Origin of the sequence: Bremerella sp. JC817, assembly GCF_040718835.1 — a bacterium.
Lineage (GTDB): Bacteria > Planctomycetota > Planctomycetia > Pirellulales > Pirellulaceae > Bremerella.
In genome coordinates, this window is sequence record NZ_JBFEFG010000274.1 from 125,973 (window position 1) to 145,190 (window position 19,218).

16 protein-coding genes are annotated in these 19,218 nt (G+C 56.3%); 8 read left to right on the top strand and 8 right to left on the bottom strand.

The genetic code is table 11. The features are described 5' to 3' along the window. The first annotated feature begins 110 nt into the window (after positions 1 to 110). Complete coding sequence (locus tag AB1L30_RS14640) at positions 111 to 2,192, top strand: hypothetical protein (protein WP_367014178.1); 2,082 nt, start codon at positions 111 to 113, stop codon at positions 2,190 to 2,192. 30 nt (positions 2,193 to 2,222) lie between these two features. On the opposite strand, the gene AB1L30_RS14645 is transcribed toward AB1L30_RS14640, so the two are convergent. The 4 genes from AB1L30_RS14645 to eno form a co-directional block, all read right to left on the bottom strand. Continuing rightward, the gene (locus AB1L30_RS14645) at positions 2,223 to 2,597 is read right to left on the bottom strand and encodes a carbon storage regulator (protein ID WP_367014179.1); all 375 of its coding nucleotides are present in this window, start codon (positions 2,595 to 2,597) and stop codon (positions 2,223 to 2,225) included. Between the two features lie 491 nt (positions 2,598 to 3,088). Beyond that, positions 3,089 to 3,673 (bottom strand): hypothetical protein, encoded by a 585-nt coding sequence (locus tag AB1L30_RS14650; protein ID WP_367014180.1) that lies wholly within the window; start codon positions 3,671 to 3,673, stop codon positions 3,089 to 3,091. A 14-nt stretch (positions 3,674 to 3,687) separates the two neighbouring features. Continuing rightward, positions 3,688 to 4,029, bottom strand: a complete 342-nt coding sequence (locus tag AB1L30_RS14655) for a hypothetical protein (RefSeq protein ID WP_367014181.1) — start codon at positions 4,027 to 4,029, stop codon at positions 3,688 to 3,690. Between the two features lie 143 nt (positions 4,030 to 4,172). Beyond that, complete coding sequence (gene eno, locus AB1L30_RS14660) at positions 4,173 to 5,459, bottom strand: phosphopyruvate hydratase (RefSeq protein WP_367014183.1); 1,287 nt, start codon at positions 5,457 to 5,459, stop codon at positions 4,173 to 4,175. Between the two features lie 260 nt (positions 5,460 to 5,719). Here eno and AB1L30_RS14665 point away from each other — a divergent pair, with 260 nt between their 5' ends. Together AB1L30_RS14665 and rsmA are read left to right on the top strand one after the other, a co-directional pair. Further along, positions 5,720 to 6,316: a riboflavin synthase gene (locus AB1L30_RS14665; protein ID WP_367014184.1), complete on the top strand. Its 597-nt coding sequence runs from the start codon at positions 5,720 to 5,722 to the stop codon at positions 6,314 to 6,316. 39 nt (positions 6,317 to 6,355) lie between these two features. Further along, entirely contained in the window at positions 6,356 to 7,261 is a 906-nt protein-coding gene (gene rsmA, locus AB1L30_RS14670; RefSeq protein ID WP_367014185.1) for a 16S rRNA (adenine(1518)-N(6)/adenine(1519)-N(6))-dimethyltransferase RsmA, read from the top strand. Positions 7,262 to 7,348: 87 nt separating this feature from the next. Here the strand turns inward: rsmA and AB1L30_RS14675 are convergent, their stop codons facing one another. Together AB1L30_RS14675 and AB1L30_RS14680 are read right to left on the bottom strand one after the other, a co-directional pair. Continuing rightward, positions 7,349 to 8,254 carry an endonuclease/exonuclease/phosphatase family protein gene (locus tag AB1L30_RS14675; RefSeq protein ID WP_367014186.1) on the bottom strand — a complete coding sequence of 302 codons (906 nt, stop codon included), beginning with the start codon at positions 8,252 to 8,254 and terminating at the stop codon, positions 7,349 to 7,351. Between the two features lie 93 nt (positions 8,255 to 8,347). Further along, positions 8,348 to 9,934, bottom strand: coding sequence for an alkaline phosphatase D family protein (locus tag AB1L30_RS14680; protein WP_367014187.1), 1,587 nt, complete (start codon positions 9,932 to 9,934; stop codon positions 8,348 to 8,350). Positions 9,935 to 10,256: 322 nt separating this feature from the next. Between AB1L30_RS14680 and AB1L30_RS14685 the strand changes: the two genes are divergently transcribed. After that, a complete protein-coding gene (locus AB1L30_RS14685) occupies positions 10,257 to 10,484 on the top strand; it encodes a hypothetical protein (protein ID WP_345085948.1) in 228 nt (75 codons plus the stop codon). Between the two features lie 229 nt (positions 10,485 to 10,713). Beyond that, complete coding sequence (locus tag AB1L30_RS14690; protein WP_367014188.1) at positions 10,714 to 14,019, top strand: aminotransferase class I/II-fold pyridoxal phosphate-dependent enzyme; 3,306 nt, start codon at positions 10,714 to 10,716, stop codon at positions 14,017 to 14,019. 206 nt (positions 14,020 to 14,225) lie between these two features. Here the strand turns inward: AB1L30_RS14690 and AB1L30_RS14695 are convergent, their stop codons facing one another. After that, positions 14,226 to 15,062, bottom strand: a complete 837-nt coding sequence (locus AB1L30_RS14695) for a hypothetical protein (RefSeq protein ID WP_367014189.1) — start codon at positions 15,060 to 15,062, stop codon at positions 14,226 to 14,228. 293 nt (positions 15,063 to 15,355) lie between these two features. Here AB1L30_RS14695 and AB1L30_RS14700 point away from each other — a divergent pair, with 293 nt between their 5' ends. Together AB1L30_RS14700 and AB1L30_RS14705 are read left to right on the top strand one after the other, a co-directional pair. Beyond that, entirely contained in the window at positions 15,356 to 16,243 is an 888-nt protein-coding gene (locus AB1L30_RS14700; RefSeq protein ID WP_367014190.1) for a hypothetical protein, read from the top strand. A gap of 262 nt (positions 16,244 to 16,505) precedes the next feature. Continuing rightward, positions 16,506 to 17,315, top strand: coding sequence for a sugar phosphate isomerase/epimerase family protein (locus AB1L30_RS14705; RefSeq protein ID WP_345085955.1), 810 nt, complete (start codon positions 16,506 to 16,508; stop codon positions 17,313 to 17,315). Here AB1L30_RS14705 and AB1L30_RS14710 read toward each other — a convergent pair. After that, positions 17,308 to 18,555 carry a PQQ-binding-like beta-propeller repeat protein gene (locus AB1L30_RS14710; protein WP_367014191.1) on the bottom strand — a complete coding sequence of 416 codons (1,248 nt, stop codon included), beginning with the start codon at positions 18,553 to 18,555 and terminating at the stop codon, positions 17,308 to 17,310. The genes AB1L30_RS14705 and AB1L30_RS14710 overlap by 8 nt on opposite strands. A 218-nt stretch (positions 18,556 to 18,773) precedes the next feature. Here AB1L30_RS14710 and arfB point away from each other — a divergent pair, with 218 nt between their 5' ends. Then, complete coding sequence (gene arfB / locus AB1L30_RS14715; protein ID WP_367014192.1) at positions 18,774 to 19,214, top strand: alternative ribosome rescue aminoacyl-tRNA hydrolase ArfB; 441 nt, start codon at positions 18,774 to 18,776, stop codon at positions 19,212 to 19,214. The last annotated feature ends 4 nt before the right edge of the window (positions 19,215 to 19,218 follow it).

Below are 19,218 nucleotides of genomic sequence, written 5' to 3' on the forward strand. Positions count from 1 at the left end.
CGGCCTATTGCCCTGTCCAGCGTGGATCAAGGGTTCTTGGCAGCGAGTTTCCGGAGCCAACAACAACCAACGTCGAGATCAGTCGTATGATCCGTTCGATAGATCGCACCATGATTGAACCCGATCAGGGACGCTTGTTCGTTCGAACTAACGGCTGCCTTTTGCTTCTCTTGCTGATTCTGGTCAGCGGTTGCGGTACCCAGAGATGGGCGAGTGTTCGCAAGACTCCCAGCAATCCGCTGGCAGGCCCACTGCAGTTGATGTCGAAAGATGGGCCGGCGGTTACCAAGCGCACACTTCAAACCCTTCGCCAATTGAACCTCGATAAATATGCCCATGGCAACTACGAAGAAGGATTGACGAAGCTCTCGAAGGTGATCGAGAAAGAGCCTACCGGCGAGAACCTTTACACCTATGCCGAGCTTTCGTACGTCGCCGGTGCCCGAGCCGATGCCGTTGGCCGCGATGCGACCGCCCTGGAAATGTACGCCGGCAGCGTTTCGCACGCCTATTATTACCTGTTTGAATGCCGCGATGGTGTTCGTGCGGATGGCTACGATCCTCGCTTCCGCCAGGCTTGTGACATTTACAACAAATCCCTGGAAGGCTCGCTCCGATTGGTCAAAGCCCAGGGGCGTTTCCGCCAGGGCGAAACCTACCGCATCCAAACGCCAAACCAAGAGTTCCACGTTTCGCTCGATACCGTGGGCCGCTGGAAAGACACGAAGTTTCAAGACTTCAAGTTCACTTCCGACTACGAAGTCGAAGGTTTGAAAAACCAACATCGTCAGTATGGCTTGGGTGTTCCGCTGATTGCTGAATGCAAAGACCAACCTCCTGAAGCGCCCGGCTCGGATTACTTCCCGCCGAATCTCACGTTCGCGCTAACGGCGTTTCTACAAGTCGAACAAGATCCGACGATTGATCCGAAAACGAAGAAGAGCATTCACTACTGTAAGATCCTGCTCTACGACCCTCTGGAAGAACCTGAGATCGCAATCAACGGGCAGACGATTCCACTGGAAGCGGACATCAGTACACCGCTCGCCTATTTGCTCGATCAAGGAAAGGTTTCGCAAACCTACCTGGCGACGCTGGGGATGTTGACGCCAGGCGCTCAACAAGATCGCCGCGGGGTCTACATGTTGGAACCTTACGATCCCAAAAAGATCCCCGTCGTGATGCTGCATGGCTTATGGTCCAGCCCCATGACCTGGCTCGAAATGTTCAACGATCTGCGAGCCCAGCCTGAAATCCGCGATAACTACCAGTTCTGGTTCTATATGTATCCGACGGGTCAGCCGTTCTGGATTTCGGCGTCGCAGTTCCGTTCCGACCTCGATGGATTACGCCAGCAACTCGACCCACATCATACCGCTCTGGCCCTCGATCAGATGGTCTTGGTCGGGCATAGTATGGGGGGACTGGTCTCGCGCATGCAAACCATCGAAAGTCAAAGCGAGTTCTGGCATCTGGTCAGCGACCGGTCGCCGGGCGAACTACATGGCAGCGAAGAAGACACGCAAGCACTCAAGAACGTGCTGTTCTTCCATCCAAGCACATCGGTACGAAGAGTCATCACGATGGGCACGCCGCACCGCGGAAGCGACTTTGCAAACTCGACAACGCGTTGGTTGGGCAAGAACCTGATTGAACTGCCAACGTTTGTCACTGGTAGCAGCAATCGCCTAGTGGCAGCGAACCCTGGCTTCTTCAAGAACAAAGACTTGTTGGAGATCAGCACCAGCGTCGATTCTTTGGCACCGGACTCGCCTGTGCTGCCGGCGATCCTCGAAGCCCCCAAAGCACCATGGGTCAAATACCACACGGTGATCGGTGTCGTTGATCAAGAGACGTGGCTGGGCTATTTCTCGGGGCGCAGTGATGGCATCGTGAAATACGAGAGCGCCCATTTAGACGAGGCTGTTTCGGAGAAGATTGTGACCGCGGATCATAACACGGTCCATCGAAACCCAGAGAGCGTGCTCGAGGTTCGACGTATCCTGCGGGAACATATTCAGCAGTTGCGGCAGGAATACTATAGTTCGCTTCAACAGCCGGCGATCGCTCCGATGCAAACGCCTGAGATCATGCCGGCAAGTCACCTGGCCCCAGTAGAAACGCTGCCACCTTCGCAGCCCGTAAATACCTTGAGGCCTAGCATTTATTCGACTCCCCCGTCGCCCAATTAGAACGAAATCGAGGGAGTCGCTATCCTTCGACTAGCCAAGGGAATTGGCGGCCCGAGCAGCGATGAACTCTCGCATGCTGGCAGCACGTGGCGAGTTATTCTGATTCTTCGCTTCGGCTTCCGGATTCAAGCGAAACGAGATGACGCGGTATTCCTCGTTGCCTTTAGGCTTACCACCCAACGAAACAGATTCCATCTGATCGATCCGTGGTGCAGCGGCTTGAGGCTCGGCCTCTTTGGCAGGGGCAGATTCTTCTTCAGGTTCCAGTTCACTGCGGACAATCTTGACGTCCGAAGGGGCTTCGATGCCGATGCGAACCGTGTTGCCCTTCACCTTCAGGATGGTGATGGTGACGCCTTCGCCGATCTGGATCTGCTGCTGCTGCTTACGAGTCAGAACTAACATGGTTTTTTACACTCCGTTGCAAAAGGGAAAATCCTAGGTGGTTGTTTTGGTATCTCAGAGCACTTGCAAAGGGGATGCCAAACCACTTGAAAAAGAGCCCAGATTCCTCCAAATGGTTCATTCAGCGGGATTTAGTGCAAATCTGTTCACCACCTGGACTGCCAAGTAGTGTACAAATTTTCAAAATGAAGGCAAGCAACTTTGTCGAAATGACAAAACGGCAGGGAAAAATTGGCCAAAGTGGGGCCTGCATCCGAAAGAGGGTCGTTCGCGAGAGATGCGACGAGAATAAAAAAACGCCCAGCCACATGACCAAGGGCAGCATGTCGCCATCAAAGCGACTCAGGTCATATGGCCGGGCTGGGGCTTGGAAATGTACGCGTCGGCCAGCAAACATTCGTAATGCGCTGGTCAGCCCCTGAATTGCAAATCGAATATAACTTGTGGAAAGCTACGGCATTTACCGTATTTCGCCTCAGACGCAAAAAAATTCAAAAACTGGGCACTGCCACCGCTGATATTGGAGGGGTTATCTCGCCTGCTTGTTCCCCTCGAGGGTCAAAAAACTGGTAAGAAATCAGCCGCCACTCGCCATCGGGGTCCTTTTGGAAGGTCAGCACCAGGAACGTCGCAAAATCTCCATCCCAGGCCTCGTTATTCTTTAAATGACCTTCCATCTTCACGTTCAGCTTGGCGACCCCGATGATCGGCGTCGATCCGGTCATGATCGTCACTTCCAGGTTGCGTTTCAGCTTGATGTGCTCGATCTGCACGTAGGCCATTTGTCGTTCGGCGACCGACTTGATCTGTTCAGCATCATCTGAGATGAAGCTTTTGACTCGTTCGACGTCGTTCGCTTCCAGGGCAGCGGCAATCTGATAGACCACCCCTTCGATGCGTTCCCTTTCGGTGACTACCACATATTCGAGGGCGAGGGCGAGCGAGCAGAGTGCGATCCAGCCAATCAGCAGGTAAAGAAATAGCTTCTTGCCGGTCTGCATCATCGTGCCGGCCAGAATCGCCCCGCCGATTACGGCGATGATGATGATCGGTAACGACTGTTCAAAGATCCACATGCGCGGGTCACCGTTTATGTTGATGGCTCTTCCGGTGGGGGTGGTGTGCGAAAGCGGAGATACCACAGACGCCCCCAACCAATCGAGACCAGGATGCCAAGGATGGCAAACAGGTAGTTCAGGCCGATCAGCGTGTTGCCTGGCGATGAAACCGCGACGTTTTCTGCGTCGGGGGTGCCAGAGGCCTGATTGGCGATTTGACGAGCCTGGTGCTGCCGCTCGATGTTGGCCTGCCGGATATCAAGCTTGCCACGGAAGAACACCAGCAAAATGAGCGCGACCGTGGCGAACAGATAGAGCCAAAACCAAGGAGAATCGGTGATCGGCTCGCGCTGCGGCGAAAGGGGCTCGCTCATGATTGTAGTCTAACTGAACCATTCAGAATGGTCGAAAGAAAAAACAAGGGGCCACCAATCGGGGCCCCTTGCCATGTCTTCTTCAAGATCGAGCCACCTCACATGGACCAGCCAGAAGAGGGGCTCGTTGCTCGTCAGCAAGCTTACTTGCCGCGACGCTTCAGCAGAGCTGGACCGCCGTACAGAGCCAGGTCGCCCAGTTCGGCTTCGATGCGAAGCAACTGGTTGTACTTGGCCATACGATCGCTACGCGAAGCCGAGCCAGTCTTGATCTGACCGGTGCCCAGGGCAACCGCCAGGTCGGCGATGAAGGCGTCTTCGGTTTCACCGCTGCGGTGGCTGGCGATGCTGGTGTAATCGTTCGCGTGAGCCAACTGGATAGCGTTGATCGTTTCAGTCAGCGAACCAATCTGGTTGACCTTGATCAGAATGCTGTTGGCGATGCTTTCATCGATACCACGCTGCAGACGTTCGGTGTTGGTCACGAACAGGTCGTCACCCACCAGCTGGCAGCTGTGGCCGATCTTGTCGGTCAGCATCTTCCAGCCTTCCCAGTCGTCTTCATCACAACCATCTTCGATCGAGACGATTGGGTACTTGTCAGCCCAGGCAGCCAGGAAGTCGACCATGCCGGCCGAATCAATTTCCTTGCCGTCGATGGTGTAGGTCTTCTTATCCTTGTTGTACAGTTCGCTCGAAGCGACGTCCAAAGCGATGAAGACCTGTTCGCCAGCCTTGTAACCAGCGGCGTCGATCGATTCCATGATCAGGTCGAGGGCTTCGATGTTGCTGCCCAAGTTCGGGGCGAAACCACCTTCGTCACCGACAGCCGTGTTGAGGCCCTTACCCTTAAGAACCTTCTTGAGGCTGTGGAAGACTTCGACGCCACAGCGAAGAGCATCGCCGAACTTGTCGAAACCGAGTGGGAAGACCATGAACTCTTGAACGTCGACGTTGTTGTCGGCGTGCGAACCACCGTTGACGATGTTCATCATCGGAGCCGGCAGGGTGCGTGCACCAACGCCACCGAGGTAGCGGTACAGCGGCAGACCCGAAGCAGCGGCGGCTGCCTTGGCAACGGCCAGCGAAACACCCAGGATCGCATTGGCACCCAGCTTGGCTTTGTTGGGCGTACCGTCCAGTTCGATCATCAGTTCGTCGATGTGCGTCTGGCTGGTGGCGTCTTCACCGATCAAAGCGTCTGCGATCACGTCGTTGACGTTTTCAACAGCCTTGGTAACGCCCTTGCCAAGGTAAACGTTCTTGTCACCGTCACGCAGTTCGAGGGCTTCGTGAACGCCGGTGCTGGCACCGCTAGGAACTGCAGCGCGGCCAACCACGCCATTGTCCAGAATCACTTCGACTTCCACCGTCGGGTTACCGCGGCTGTCCAGGATCTGAAGTCCGCGAACGTCGACAATCATGCTCATGGTTTTGGCTCGTCTTCTAATAAGTGTCAAAAATGGGAGTGTGTATTTCCGAATTCCGCACGCATGGGGCAGAATGCGGAGAAACTCGAACGCACTAGGCATTCAAGCGGTTTTTCAAAAATCGCCGCCATTTTGACCCATATTGGGGCCGCTTGCCAAGGATGGGACGGGTCGTTGTGGGGAATTTTCCCTACCGTTAAATTCGTGAGTAGCCCAAGCTTCACCTATTCCCGCCCCATCGGGGGAAAACTGAGGAAATCATGTTCACCGGCTTAGTTGAAACCCAAGGAAGAGTCGTCGCCCTTAAACCCGAGGGACCGGGGGTTCGACTTTCATTAGACAGCCCCCTGATCGCTGGAAGTGCCAGCCTGGGGGACAGTATCGCCGTGAATGGATGCTGTTTAACCGTGGTCAGCATTGCCGAAAATGTTGTCGACTTTGAAGCTGGGGAAGAAACCTTAAAGCGAACCAATCTTGGCCAGCTTGCCACCGAAAGCGTCGTGAACCTCGAAAGATCGCTGCAGTTGGGTGATCGATTGGGGGGGCACCTGGTGACGGGGCACATCGACACGACCGCGCAACTGGTCGAACGAAATGACGATGGCGAGTGGTGCACCATGTGGTTTGAAGTGCCTGCCGAGTATGCTCGTCAGATGGCCAGCAAGGGTAGCGTCGCGATCGACGGTATCAGTCTGACTTTGGTCGATGTGACCGATACTCGGTTTAGCGTCGCCCTGATTCCGCATACGCTGGATGCTACGACGCTGGGTCAACGCAAGACCGGCGATACCGTCAACATCGAGACCGATTTGCTGGCCAAGTACGTCCAGCGACAACTGGCAACCCAGCCGAAGTAACCCACCGTACACGCTCTTTAGCAGAAACCGATTTCGCGCATGCCTGAAATTCGTAATCAAACGATCTCGTACCTGACGAGCAAATTCCGCGAAATCGGAATCCGCCCTGTCTCGAAGCACGGGCAAAACTTTCTGATCGATATGAACCTGCTCGACTTGCTGGTTCGGTCCGCCGATCTACAAAAAGATGAAGTCGTGCTGGAAATCGGCACCGGAACCGGCACCTTGTCGACGCGTATGGCGAACGAAGCAGGGCACCTGGTGACGGTCGAAATCGATCCGCACATGGCGACGTTCGCTTCGGAAGAACTCGACGACTTCGAGAACGTCACGCTGCTGAACTTCGACGCGCTGAAGAACAAGAACAACTTCCGCCCGGAAATGATCGAGACGATCCAGGAGAAGATGGCCGAGCTTGGTACCACCAAGTTCAAGCTGGCGGCCAACCTTCCTTACAACGTCGCCACGCCGATCATCTCCAATCTGCTGCGAACCGAGATCACGCCCAAGAGCATGACGGTGACGATCCAGAAGGAACTCGCTGAACGAATCGTTGCCGAGCCGAGCACGAAGGATTACAGCGCCCTGTCGGTTTGGATTCAAAGCCAGTGCAAATGCGAACTGGTTCGCATCCTTCCGCCACGCGTCTTCTGGCCAGCTCCGAAGGTCCACTCGGCGATTCTGCACATCGAGGTCGAACCGGAACGCCGGGCCCAAATCCCAGACCTCGAGTTCTTCCACGAGTTCAACCGAGCGTTGTTCTTCCATCGCCGCAAGTTTCTGCGGAGCGTCCTGCACAGTGCGTTCAAGGGCCGGCTCGAGAAGGCCGAGGTCGACGAAGTAATGCAGCAAGGCAATCTCGATCCAACCAGCCGCAGCGAGTGCTTCACGGTCGACGAGATCCTGGCGATGAGCGAACTGTTCCGCCAGCATTTGGCTCAGTAACTTTCCGAGCGAAACGATCCAAACATAAAAAAACGCCGTCAAACTGACGGCGTTTTTTCGTTTCGATTGGTGCTTCAGCCAGGTCGCTTACTTCGAGCGGTTCAACTGGGCCGAGATCGGAAAGTGATCCGACGGGGTATGACCGTCGCGGTTGTTTCGCAGGATCGAAGCCTTCATAACGTTGAAGTTCTCGGAGACGCCAATCCAGTCGATGCGATCGCCGCTGGTGGCAGAAGGCTTGAATCCGTTAAAGGTGCCTTCTTCAGCGGATCGCTTCGGAGTCGCAATGCGATACGAATCGCCGAACACCGAGTCTTTGCCTTCGGCCTGGGCGAACATCGCTTTGTAAGGAGCGGAGTCTTCACCGGCGTTGAAGTCACCGGTCAGCACCAGATCGCAGTCGGCGAACTGGGCAGCCCAGTTGCGGATTTGCTTGGCCGATTCGATCCGGGCTTGTTCACCGCGATGATCGAAGTGCGTGTTAACGTACAGGATCGGGCGATCGCTCTTCGACTTCTTATCTTTCAGCTTCACCCAGCTCGCCATCCGCGGCAGGCTGCTGTCCCAGCTTTTGCTGCCAGGAACTTCGGGGGTTTCGCTCAGCCAGAAGTGGCCACCATCGAGCTTTTCAAAGCGATCGGTGCGAAAGAAGATCGCACACATCTCACCCTTTTCTTTGCCATCTTCGCGGGAAGCGGCGTGGACTTCGTAGCCGGGCAGATGCTTGGCGATGAAGTCGCGTTGGAAGTTTAAGCATTCCTGCGTTCCCAGCAGGTCAGGCGAGACCTCCTGAATCGTTTCGACAAGGAACTCTTTTCGGTTGTCCCAGACGTCGTCGCCATCATTGGCCGAACCGTAACGGACGTTGAACGACATCACCGTCAATTGATCGGCCGGTTTCGTTTTTGCGTCGGCGTCCGCATCGGAACTGAACAAGGTCGCGGCGGCAATCCCTGCCAGCAAGGACAGGGCACAAAGCCAGATCGTGCGCATTAGCTATCTCATCAACAAATCGCGGGGGGAGGGGGAAGGTTGGATGCCAGAGCTGGGTCGGCGCTGGCATCCTTATTAACTGGCCGTTAGGTCTTAGGCCAATTGAGCCCCCGGCTTGCCACTTTCAACAACGTACGATGCGCGGGTCACTTTCGGTGCGCCAGGCTTGTCGACAAATTCGACCACCTGGTAATCGCTACGCCACTCGGTCGGAGTGACCGTGCAACTGACGTAACCACGCTGAGCGTTGTAGAACTTGACGTACGGGTTCTCGCGTTTAATTCGATCTGCGTATGCGTCCGACTTCTGCAGGCTGCCATTGCCGCCTGATGAGATCGACGTGCACACAAACTCGGTTCCCATGATGGCGGCCTTCTCGTCGGAGAAGTTCGCCTTCAGGTCATTAACCCAATTGTTATGGATATCTCCGGTCAAAACCACTGGATTTGGAACTTTGCGGTCTTGCATGAAGGCCAACAGGCGATCTCGCGAGGCGGTATACCCAGGCCATTGATCCATACTGTAGGCTTGTTTGTCACCCTCCAGGCGATCGGCAGGGGCCATCATCACCTGTTGTCCCAGGACATTCCAGTTGCTTTGCGAGGCAATCAGGTCTCGCATCAACCAATGTTCCTGCTTTTCGCCCAGCAACGTGTTTTTCGGGTCGAGAGCCGCCTCGTTCATCGGTTTTAAACCGTCGCCATTCGGCTGATCACTGCGATATTGCCGGGTATCGAGCATCTCGAAGTTCGCCAACTGGCCGTAAGGAATCCGGCGATAGAGCTGCATGTGCGGCCCCTTGGGCATGCTTCGCTTGCGGAGCGGCATCGATTCGTAATAGGCCTGATAGGCATTGGCTCGACGCAGCAGGAAGTCGGCTGGATTGACGTCGTCTTCTTCCGAGATGTCCGCGGCGCAGTTGTTGTCGAACTCGTGATCGTCCCACACCACCAACCAAGGGCACTTCGCATGGGCGGCTCGCAGGTGCTCGTCCGAGCGGTACAACGCGTACCGATTGCGGTAATCGGTCAGCGACTTGATTTCCGAACCGGTATGCTGCCGAACTGCTTTCTTGTTCTCGCCATATTCGTAGATGTAATCGCCGAGGTGCAGCACCAGGTCGAGGTCTTCCTGAGCCATGTGCTCGTAGGCGGTGAAGTAGCCATGCTCGAAATGCTGACACGAAGCGAACGCGAACCGCAGCTTATCGGCCATCACGTTGAACGCCGGCGTCGTGCGGGCTCGACCGGTCGGACTGACCGCGTCGCCACACTGAAATCGGTAATAGAACCAGCGATCGGCCGGCAATCCGGCGACTTCGATGTGAACCGAGTGCCCCAGTTGTGGCGTCGCCAGGGTTTTGCCCGACTGCACGATCTTCCGGAAGCCTTCGTCTTCGGCCAGTTCCCAGGTGACCTGGAACGCATCGTCCGGCATGCCACCACCGTTGATCGGATCGGGTGCCAGGCGGGTCCACAGCACAAACCCATCCGGACTCGGATCGCCGGATGAAACGCCAGAGGTGAAAGGATCGCTGGCGAAGCTCGCGTTGGTCTTCAAAGCCCCTTGAACACATTGTCCCAACCAAGGAAGCAAGGTGAGGGAACCAGCCCCCAACACAAACTGACGACGGTCCGAAAGAAAGGCTTGGGCAGCCGATTGGAAGGAAGGAGAGGTCACCGGCGGGGACTCCTAGGCAAAAATGTTGCTGTCAAACAGGGATGTGTTCAGGGTACAGCGAATGCCTTGTCGAACAACCAGCATGCCCGATCCAGAGACCGATCTCAACACGATCTTCATTTGATTTCGGGGCCCGACATCCTCTTATCCCCCGATAAAACTATTCCAACTATCCCAATCCCTCCCCCATAGTACTGGTTTTCCGGGGGCAATTCTGATTCTCAGATACTCCCCCCGAGGCTCGTTTACGTTATCATGAGGGTTTGCCCATTTCGGGGCGGAAAGCGCCATAAGCTCATTCATAGCCGAAAGTTTGCAAGCCATGCAGTTCATCGAAATGACAGGCAAAGAATTGATGGATGCCTTGCACGACGACGAATTGACTCCCGATGATCTGCGAAAGTCGCATATCACCGAGACATCCATCGTGCGCATCAACCGCCAGGGCGACATTGAAGTTCGTCGACCGGAAGGCTGGGATGTTGTGGGTGGATTGATCGGCGAATACGAAGGCCGAATTCTCAAGAGCTGTGGTCGCACGTGGGCTTAAGCCCCGTCGCTGGCCTTGCATTTGAATGATTCATGCAAGTACATAACCCCTTACTCTCGTCCCATTCCCAATGCACGGCGTCCTGTCGCCGCCTGCCACTGCGAGCCTGGATGCGCTAACGCCGCGTCGCTCGGAACCCAGATGGCCGTTTGCGAATTGCCAATCGGAGAATGAAAAACTCGTGACTCCAGAGATGCTCAACTCGTTTACCCCTCCCTCGACGAACATCGTGGATCGCTTGCGCCATCGTGCCGAGCACCTGGGGTCGCAGGTTGCTTTCACCTTTCTGGTCGATGGGGAAGACGAAGAGGTCAAGCTGACTTACGAACAGCTCGACCATCGCTGCCAGGCGATCGCTGCGGAATTGCAAGCCCGAGGCATGGAAGGGGAGCGTGCGCTGCTGCTGTTTCCGCCGGGGCTCGATTTCATCGCCGCCTTCTTCGGTTGCCTTTACGCCGGTGTCGTTGCCGTGCCGGCCTATCCGCCGCGCCGCAATCGCAACATGGTCCGCATCCAGGCCATCGCCGACGACGCCCAGGCCAAGGTCGCCCTGACCATCTCGGACGTGTACGACCGCATGGTCCCGATGTTCGAGGAAACCCCAGGCCTGAAGACGATCGAATGGATCCGAACCGACAAGGTTGAAGACCAACAGGCCGATGCCTGGAACCAGCCGCGCATCACGGCCGAAACGCTCGCCTTCCTGCAGTACACCTCCGGCTCGACCGGAACGCCCAAGGGTGTGATGTTGTCGCATGGCAACATGATGCACAACTCGGCGTTGATCTCGTATGCCTTCGAACATACCCGTAGTGTCCGGGCCTGCTTCTGGCTGCCGATGTATCACGACATGGGTCTGATCGGCGGTGTGCTTCAGCCAATGCAGATCGGCCAGCCAAACGTGCTGATGTCGCCGATGGCCTTCCTGCAGCAGCCGTATCGCTGGCTTCGCGCGATCTCGAAGTATCAGTGCAACATCAGCGGCGGTCCGAACTTCGCCTACGAGCTGTGTGTACAGAAGGTCACCCCGGAACAACGTGAAAAGCTCGACCTGAGCAACTGGGAACTTGCCTTTAACGGTGCCGAACCAGTCCGACCAGAAACGATCGATCGCTTCTCGAAGGCGTTCGAATCGTGCGGTTTCCGCCGTGAAGCGTTCTATCCGTGCTATGGCATGGCAGAGGCTACGCTCATCATCTCCGGCGGTATGAAAAAGAGCCCGCCGGTAATTCAGGCCGTCGATGGCTACTCGCTCGATCATCATCAGGTGGTCGACGCCGATCCCGACGACGACGGTGCCCGTTTGATCGTCGGCTGTGGCAACACGCTTCCCGACCAGAAGATTCTGATTGTCGAGCCCGATACGCTCGTGAAACGCCAGCCCGATGAAGTCGGCGAAGTCTGGGTTCAAGGCCCGAGTATCGCCAAGGGCTACTGGCGAAACGAAGAATCGACCGAAACGATCTTCAACGCGTTCACTTCCGATACGAAGGAAGGTCCGTTCCTGCGAACCGGCGACCTTGGTTTCATGAAAACCAATGGCGAGCTGTTCATCACCGGTCGCTTGAAAGACATGCTGATCGTGCGTGGTGTGAACCGGTATCCGCAAGATATCGAGCAGACCGTCACGCAGTGTCACGACCTGATGGAAGGGATGACCGCCGCGGCCGTCGTCGCGGAAGTCGCCGACAAAGAACGCTTGATCGTCGTGGCCGAAGCGCCGCGTGCCAAGCGAAAAGACCTGACCGACATCATCGCCGCGATCCGCCGGGAAGTGGCGATCGAACATGAAGTCTCGGTCGATGGCGTCGCCCTGATTCGTCGCGGCTCGATCCCGAAGACTTCCAGCGGCAAGATCCAGCGACACGCGTGCAAGGAACACTTCCTGACGCATACGCTGCCTGTTTTGGAACGCTGGGTCGCTTGGGACGAAGTTCAGGTCTCCGAAGAGATTCAACGCGTCAAGCTTCGCCGTGCTCAATTGGAGGCGGCCCGAGCCGACGCCGAAGGTCTGGCGGTCTCCGATCCGATGGTCCGTCAACGAACCGTGCAGATGGTGATCGATAAGATCCGCGAGATCGCCAAAGATCGCGGCCGTACGATCGAACCAGAAACCGATATCCTGGAACTCGATCTCGACTCGCTCGAACGGATGGAAATCATCGCGTCGATCGAAGACCAGTATGGTGCCCGCTTCCCCGACGACATCTTGCCGTCGATGCGAACCGTGGCCCAGGTCGCCGATTGCATCGAGATCTATCTCGCGTCGGAAGATATGCTCCCAGCGGCACCGAGCGAGATCCCGCAAGAGATGTTCGGCTTCTCGGCACTGCCCGAGTATCGCCAGGTTCGCCAGATGGCGGATCAACTGGCCGAACTGGGACTGCCCAATCCCTACTTCCAGATCCTCGACGGCCCAACCTCGGCAACGGCCGTGGTGGAAGGCAAAGAAGTCATCAACTTCGCCGGCTACAACTATCTGGGCATGGCCGAGCATGACGAAGTCAAACAGGCCGCCATCAAGGCGATCGAAGAACTCGGCGTCTCGACCAGCGGCAGCCGCTTGATCTCTGGCGAACGAGCCATCCATCGCGAACTGGAAAGCGAATTGGCCCGGTTCGTGGGCGTTCACAGTTCGATGCTGATGTCTGGGGGCCATGCCGCCAACGAGACGACCATCGGGCATCTGCTGCGAACCGGCGACCTGATTCTGCACGATTCGATGGCGCATAGCAGCATCATCACCGGTGCTAACCTGTCAGGTGCTCGTCGACGACCTTACCCGCACAACGATTGGCGTGAACTGGACGAGATCCTGCACGACATTCGCAAAGACTACCGCCGCGTGTTGATCGTGGCGGAAGGGGTCTACGGCATGGAAGGGGACGTTTGTCCTTTGCCGCAACTGATCGAGATCCGCAATCGTCACAAGACCTGGCTGATGATCAACGAAGCCCACTCGCTGGGAACCCTCGGCAAATCAGGCCGCGGCGTTCGCGAGCACTTCAACATCGATGCCAGCGACGTCGATATCTGGATCGGAACGCTCAGCAAGGCGCTCGGCTCGGCTGGTGGTTATGTCGCCGGTAGCCACGACCTGATCGACTACCTGAAGCATACGGCCAGCGGCTTCGTCTACAGTGCCGGGCTTTCGCCACCGGCAACCGCTGCTGCACTGGCCAGCTTGAAGCTGCTGGAAGAAAACCCTGGTTGGATCAACAAGCTGCAGCAAAACGCCGAGCTGGTTCGCGACCTGGCGAAGAAGGCCGGCCTGAACATCGGTGCCAGCGAGCTGTCTCCGATTGTTCCGATCATCGTCGGCGATTCGATGATGACCATGATCCTGGCTCAAAAGCTGCTGGCAGACGGCGTCAACGCTCGTCCGTTGACTTATCCGGCGGTGGAAGAGTCGGCGGCACGGCTGCGACTATTCGTCAACGCCCACCACACGAAGGATCAGATCCGCCAGACGATCAACAAGCTGGCAGCGTTGTGGTCGAAGCTGCAGCGAGAGAATCACGCCAGCACGTCGTAAGCAATCTGATCGCGATTCGCTCCGCGACCAATCGTTGCCAGCGGCAAGATCTTCTGACACGCAGCGTTTCCACATCTTGCTTGGGAAACGCTGCCAACTGTATCGCCGATCACGCAGTAGCAACACTTTGGTAACCGCGCACGAAAAAAGCCTCGCGAACAACTCGCGAGGCTTTTTCATTGGGACTTTCGTGGAAGTCGGAGGGCTTATCGGTTCAGCGTGAAGCCGAAGGCGACACCCGTCATCGTCATGTCTTCGTCGTTGTTGAAGAATGGGTCACGACCAACACCGGTTCCGATGTACATCGTTTCCCAGGCAACGTCGATCGAGATCTCGCGAGTGATGTGGTAAGCAGCACCCAGGCTGAATTCACCACCAGCCACACCGGCCGAGTACGAGTCTTGGTCGCCGCGGAAGATCCAGTTCTGGCCACCGAAGGCTCGAACGGTACCTTCCAGGGTCCACTGACCGCGGTGCGAGAAGATGCGACCGCCGAGCTGGCCCAGCAGCATGTTATTCTGCACGAAGTTGACCGTGCTGGTCTTATCGTTGAACTGAGCGTAACGCAGACCCATCAAAGGTTCGATGTAGAAACCCTGGTGGAACTGTGGCAAACGCCAGGTACGGTCCAGTTCGATGCTGTTGAAGTCACCACGGTTCACGCCGTTGTAGGCGGGACCGTCCAGACGCCAACCGCTGATCAACCAGCCGTGGTTGTCTTCAGTCATGTAACCGACGTCGATACGGTTACCATAGGTGGCGTCGCCGTCGTACGGGCCTGGAGCCACGTCGCTGCGGCTGACGTTCATGAACAAACGGTGGTACTCGAAGAAGATCCCCGTGTTCGGATCAATCGTGTCCTGGCCGTACTGTTCGGTGATCGGGGGCGCGAACCATTGGAAATCGTAGTTTTCCAAATTGACATCGGTGAACGGCTGGTTCGCGGCGGGGAAAACGGTCTCATACTGTGCTTGCACACCGGAAGCGGCCGCCAAATTGGCCACAATCACCAGAGCCCACAGTGTTTTACGATAACTCAACATGGTCCACTTCTACCTTGTGACTTCCACGGTAATGGTATGGACGACGCCATCTGGCTGATGACGAAAGTTCCTGCGTTGCCGTTTGTATCGGTACGTCTGCGAGTACTAATTGAACCAGTTTGGCAAACTCTGCCGAAAATTCGGTCTAATCGGTAAATCTCACCAGGAATTGGCCTTGCAGCACCAAGATTGCTAGCTTTCGCGAATTCTTTTTTCCCTTACCGAAACGATCCGCATATATTGCGAGTAGACTAATTTGGAATCGTTTCGCTAGCAAGCTGCAAGGAACCAAGATGTCACGCTCTTCTCTGTTCAACTCGCTTAAACCACTTGTTGACCGCCGGCTTTGGACCCTCATTCTCTCGATCCTGCTAGCATCGGGTGCCCAGGCCGAGACCGCCCCTGAAACTGACGCTCCGGAGTTCGTCCGCGTTAAAAAGAACGCCGACGATCGCCCCGTCGCCCTGCAAACGGCGATCGCTCACTACGTTGCCAAAGATGGCGACTTGAAAATCGACCTGGTCGGTGCCGTCCATATTGGTGAAGACGCCTATTACCAGGATCTCAACAAGCGGTTCAAGGAATACGACGCCGTCATGTATGAACTGGTCGCCCCAGAAGGTACCCGCGTCCCGAAAGGACATAAAGGAACCGGCAGTGCGGTCAGCGGCCTGCAGAACGGGATGAAGGACATGCTAGAGCTCGAATTCCAGCTCGAGAAAGTCGACTACTCGCCAGACAACTTCGTCCACGCCGATATGTCGCCGGAAGAGTTCGCCAAAGACATGGCCGACCGAGGGGACGGCTTCCTGCAGATGTTTGCCCGAGCCATGGGTCAGGGCCTCGTTCAGCAGTCCAAGGGTGGCGCCAACGATGCCGCCATCATGATGGCGTTGTTCTCCAGCAATCGCGCTATCAAGTTGCGTCGATTGTTTGCCTCGCAGATCTCGGACATGGACAACCAGATGCGAGCGATCGAAGGGAAGAACGGCTCAACGATCATCTCGCAGCGGAACGCCAAGGCATTCGAGGTGATGGGTAAGAGCATCAAAGATGGCAAGAAGAACATTGCTGTTTTCTACGGGGCAGGGCACCTGGACGACATGCACCAGCGACTGCTGAATGACTTCGGCATGGAACTGAAGTCGGTCGAATATCTCGACGCTTGGAAACTGGAATAACATCCATTTCCAACGCAACATGGCGGGGGGCTCTGCCGGGCAGATTCTGGACCTGAAACGATCAAGGTCGCCCCCCAGCGGATGGCACTGCTATCACTTCTATCTGGCTTTTCTGCCGGTCGGCCAGCGAACCTTCAAAACTCTTCCGTCAAGCCGTTTACAAAAGAAGTTCGCTTCCTATACTTGGCTTCACTTCGCTGCCAACCCAGGCGGATCTTCGGGTGGCAAACGACAGATATCTTTTCTTACGAGTGTCGCACGGATGGCAAAGTTCTCGATGAATCAGATGACCACCCTTCGCTGGTCGTTTGAACAAGATTGCTTCCGATACCGCGAGGCAGGCCTCTCGGCGATTCACGTCTGGCGTGACAAGATTCACGACTACGGCGAAGCCAAGGGTGCGATCCTGCTGGAAGAGCTTGGCCTGGAAGTTTCCGCACTCAGCTGGGCCGGGGGATTCACCGGTAGTGATGGCCGCAACTTCAAAGACGCCTTGGAAGATGCCAAGCACGCGGTTGATCTCGCCCAGGAACTCAACGCCGGCTGCTTGATCGTTTACAGCGGTGCCCGCGGAGGTCACATCAGCAAGCACGCCCAGCGATTGTTCTCGGGCGCGCTCGCCGACCTGATTCCGTATGCCGAAGCCCATCATGTGAAGCTGGCCATCAAACCGATCCGGCACAAATACGGCAGCGACTGGACCTTGATCCGTCGGATGACCGATGCCTTGCAATTGATCGACCTGGTCGACTCGCCTTGCTTCAAACTGGTGCTCGACTTGTATGAGTTCGGCGACCAGCCCGAAGTACTCGACAACTTGCACCTCTTGGTCCCTTACCTGGCATTGGTCCAAGTGGGCGATCGTAGCTGCGATCCGCTCGAGGAACCAAACCGCTGCCTGCTGGGTAGCGGACAGCTTTCGCTCGATTCGACGATCACTCGCCTGCTGCAACTTGGCTACGATGGCCCCATCGATGTCGAACTGATGGGACGCGACGTGCAGCAGTTGAACTATGAAGAGATGCTCGCTCACAGCGTCGGCTATCTGCAGTCGATGAACTCGACTACTTAGCCATCGCTTCCAGGCAGACCAGCCGATCTTCACCCCGGACAAACAAGCGTCCATCGGAAAGGATCGGTGCGGCCCACGCTGGGGCGCGAAGCAGTGGCCGACCGTTGGCACTTCGCAGATAAGACTGCGAGATCAGTTCGTATTTCTCCGGGTTTACTTTCAGCAGTCGCAGCACGCCATCTTCGCTCAAGCAGATCAGGTGTCCATCGGCCAGCAGTAGCGAGCTTCGGGAAAGACCTTCTTCCGCCCACATCACTTTGCCGGTCTTCCAATCGATGCACCGCAGTTCGGCCTGGTGCGAATGCCGACCGCTGCTGGCATACAGATAGCCATCCTGATAGACGGCCGTGTTCCAGTGCGTTTCCATCGCGTGATTGCGGCTTCGTTCTTCATCCTTCCAAACGACTTCGTAACCGCCTGGCTTCACCTTCAAGAGGGTGCTGCCAACGGCGTAGCATTCTGAAATGAAGACTTCGTCGCCGACCACGACCGGCACGCTGGCGTTGACGCTTTCCAGCTTCTTGGCGCGCCAGGGATAGTGGAAGTCGATCTTGCCGTCACGCGGATCGAATCCCAACAGTCCACCACGCAGGAAAGCAAAGCACCACGGACGGCCATCAATTTCAGCCAACGTCAGGCTGGCATAGCTGGCAAGCTCGTCGGAGAGTTGATAGATCGTTTTGCCGGTCTTGGTATCGAGAGCCACGATCGCGCTGCCGTTGCCATCGACGCGACCAATGTCGTAAGGCCCCAGTCCACGAAACTGCTCGGGACTGCCACCCACCATCACCAGCAACTTGTCTTCGTACACTACCGGAGTGCTGCCGACCCCAAAGAAATTTGGGACCACCATGAACTCTTCCGAGAGGTTCCGCTTCCACAGCAGCTTCTTCTCAGCGATGCTCAAGCAGTGCAGTTCTCCTTCGGCACCATAGATGTAAACCCGGTCGCCATCGATCACCGGGCTACAGCGGGGACCGTTGTTATAGCCGAGCGCGTCTTCGTACTGTGTTGGATATTGATAGTCCCACAGTTTCTCGCCAGTCTTCACATCCAGCACGTCGAGCCGGTTTTCGTTGCCGTAGCGATCGAATTGAAAGAACTTTCCTTGGCTGATGCTGCCGATACCATAGCCAGTACCGATCTCGCGTTCCCACAGAACTTTCGGGCCACTTTCCGGCCATGGTGTGAGCAAGCCTTTTTCCAGCGATGTGCTGTTATGACGCGGCCCAAGAAACATGGGCCAGTCTTCCGCTGACAGCAGAGCAGGGGAGGCGATGCAAAAAGAAACGAACCAGAGGAAGAAAGGCGAGCGAACCCGAATCGGCATGCGATGGTCTTTCTGCTGACGTGGGTAGTCTTGGGAGGGAAATCAACCTATCCTGGCAGTATAGCTAACCCCGTCGGTTCGATCCAAAACAGGTCTACCTCACTTCGTCCGCTTCTTACGTGAATCCTATGTCGACGTTTGTCATCAGTCCCTCGATCGAGATTCCGTGGAGCGAGCTGCAATTCTCGTATTCGCGTAGCAGCGGTCCCGGCGGACAGCACGTCAACAAGACGAACACGAAGGCGACCCTCAAGTGGGACATTTACCAGACCGAAGCCCTCTCGCCGGCGATTAAAATCCGCTTCGAGAAAAACTGGGGGGCGCGCATCAACAAAGAAGGTGTCCTGGTCATCACCAGCGAAGATAGTCGCGAGCAACGCAGCAACATGGAAGCCTGCCTGGCGAAGCTCAAGCAGATGATCACCCTTTCCGCCAAGCGGCCGAAGGTTCGCGTGCCGACGAAGCCATCACGAAGCTCTGTCCTGAAGAACCAGGAAAAGAAGCGGCAGCATAGCCAGCGAAAGAACGATCGCCGGCAATCGAAGAACATCTCTCGGCGTCCCGACTAGCATC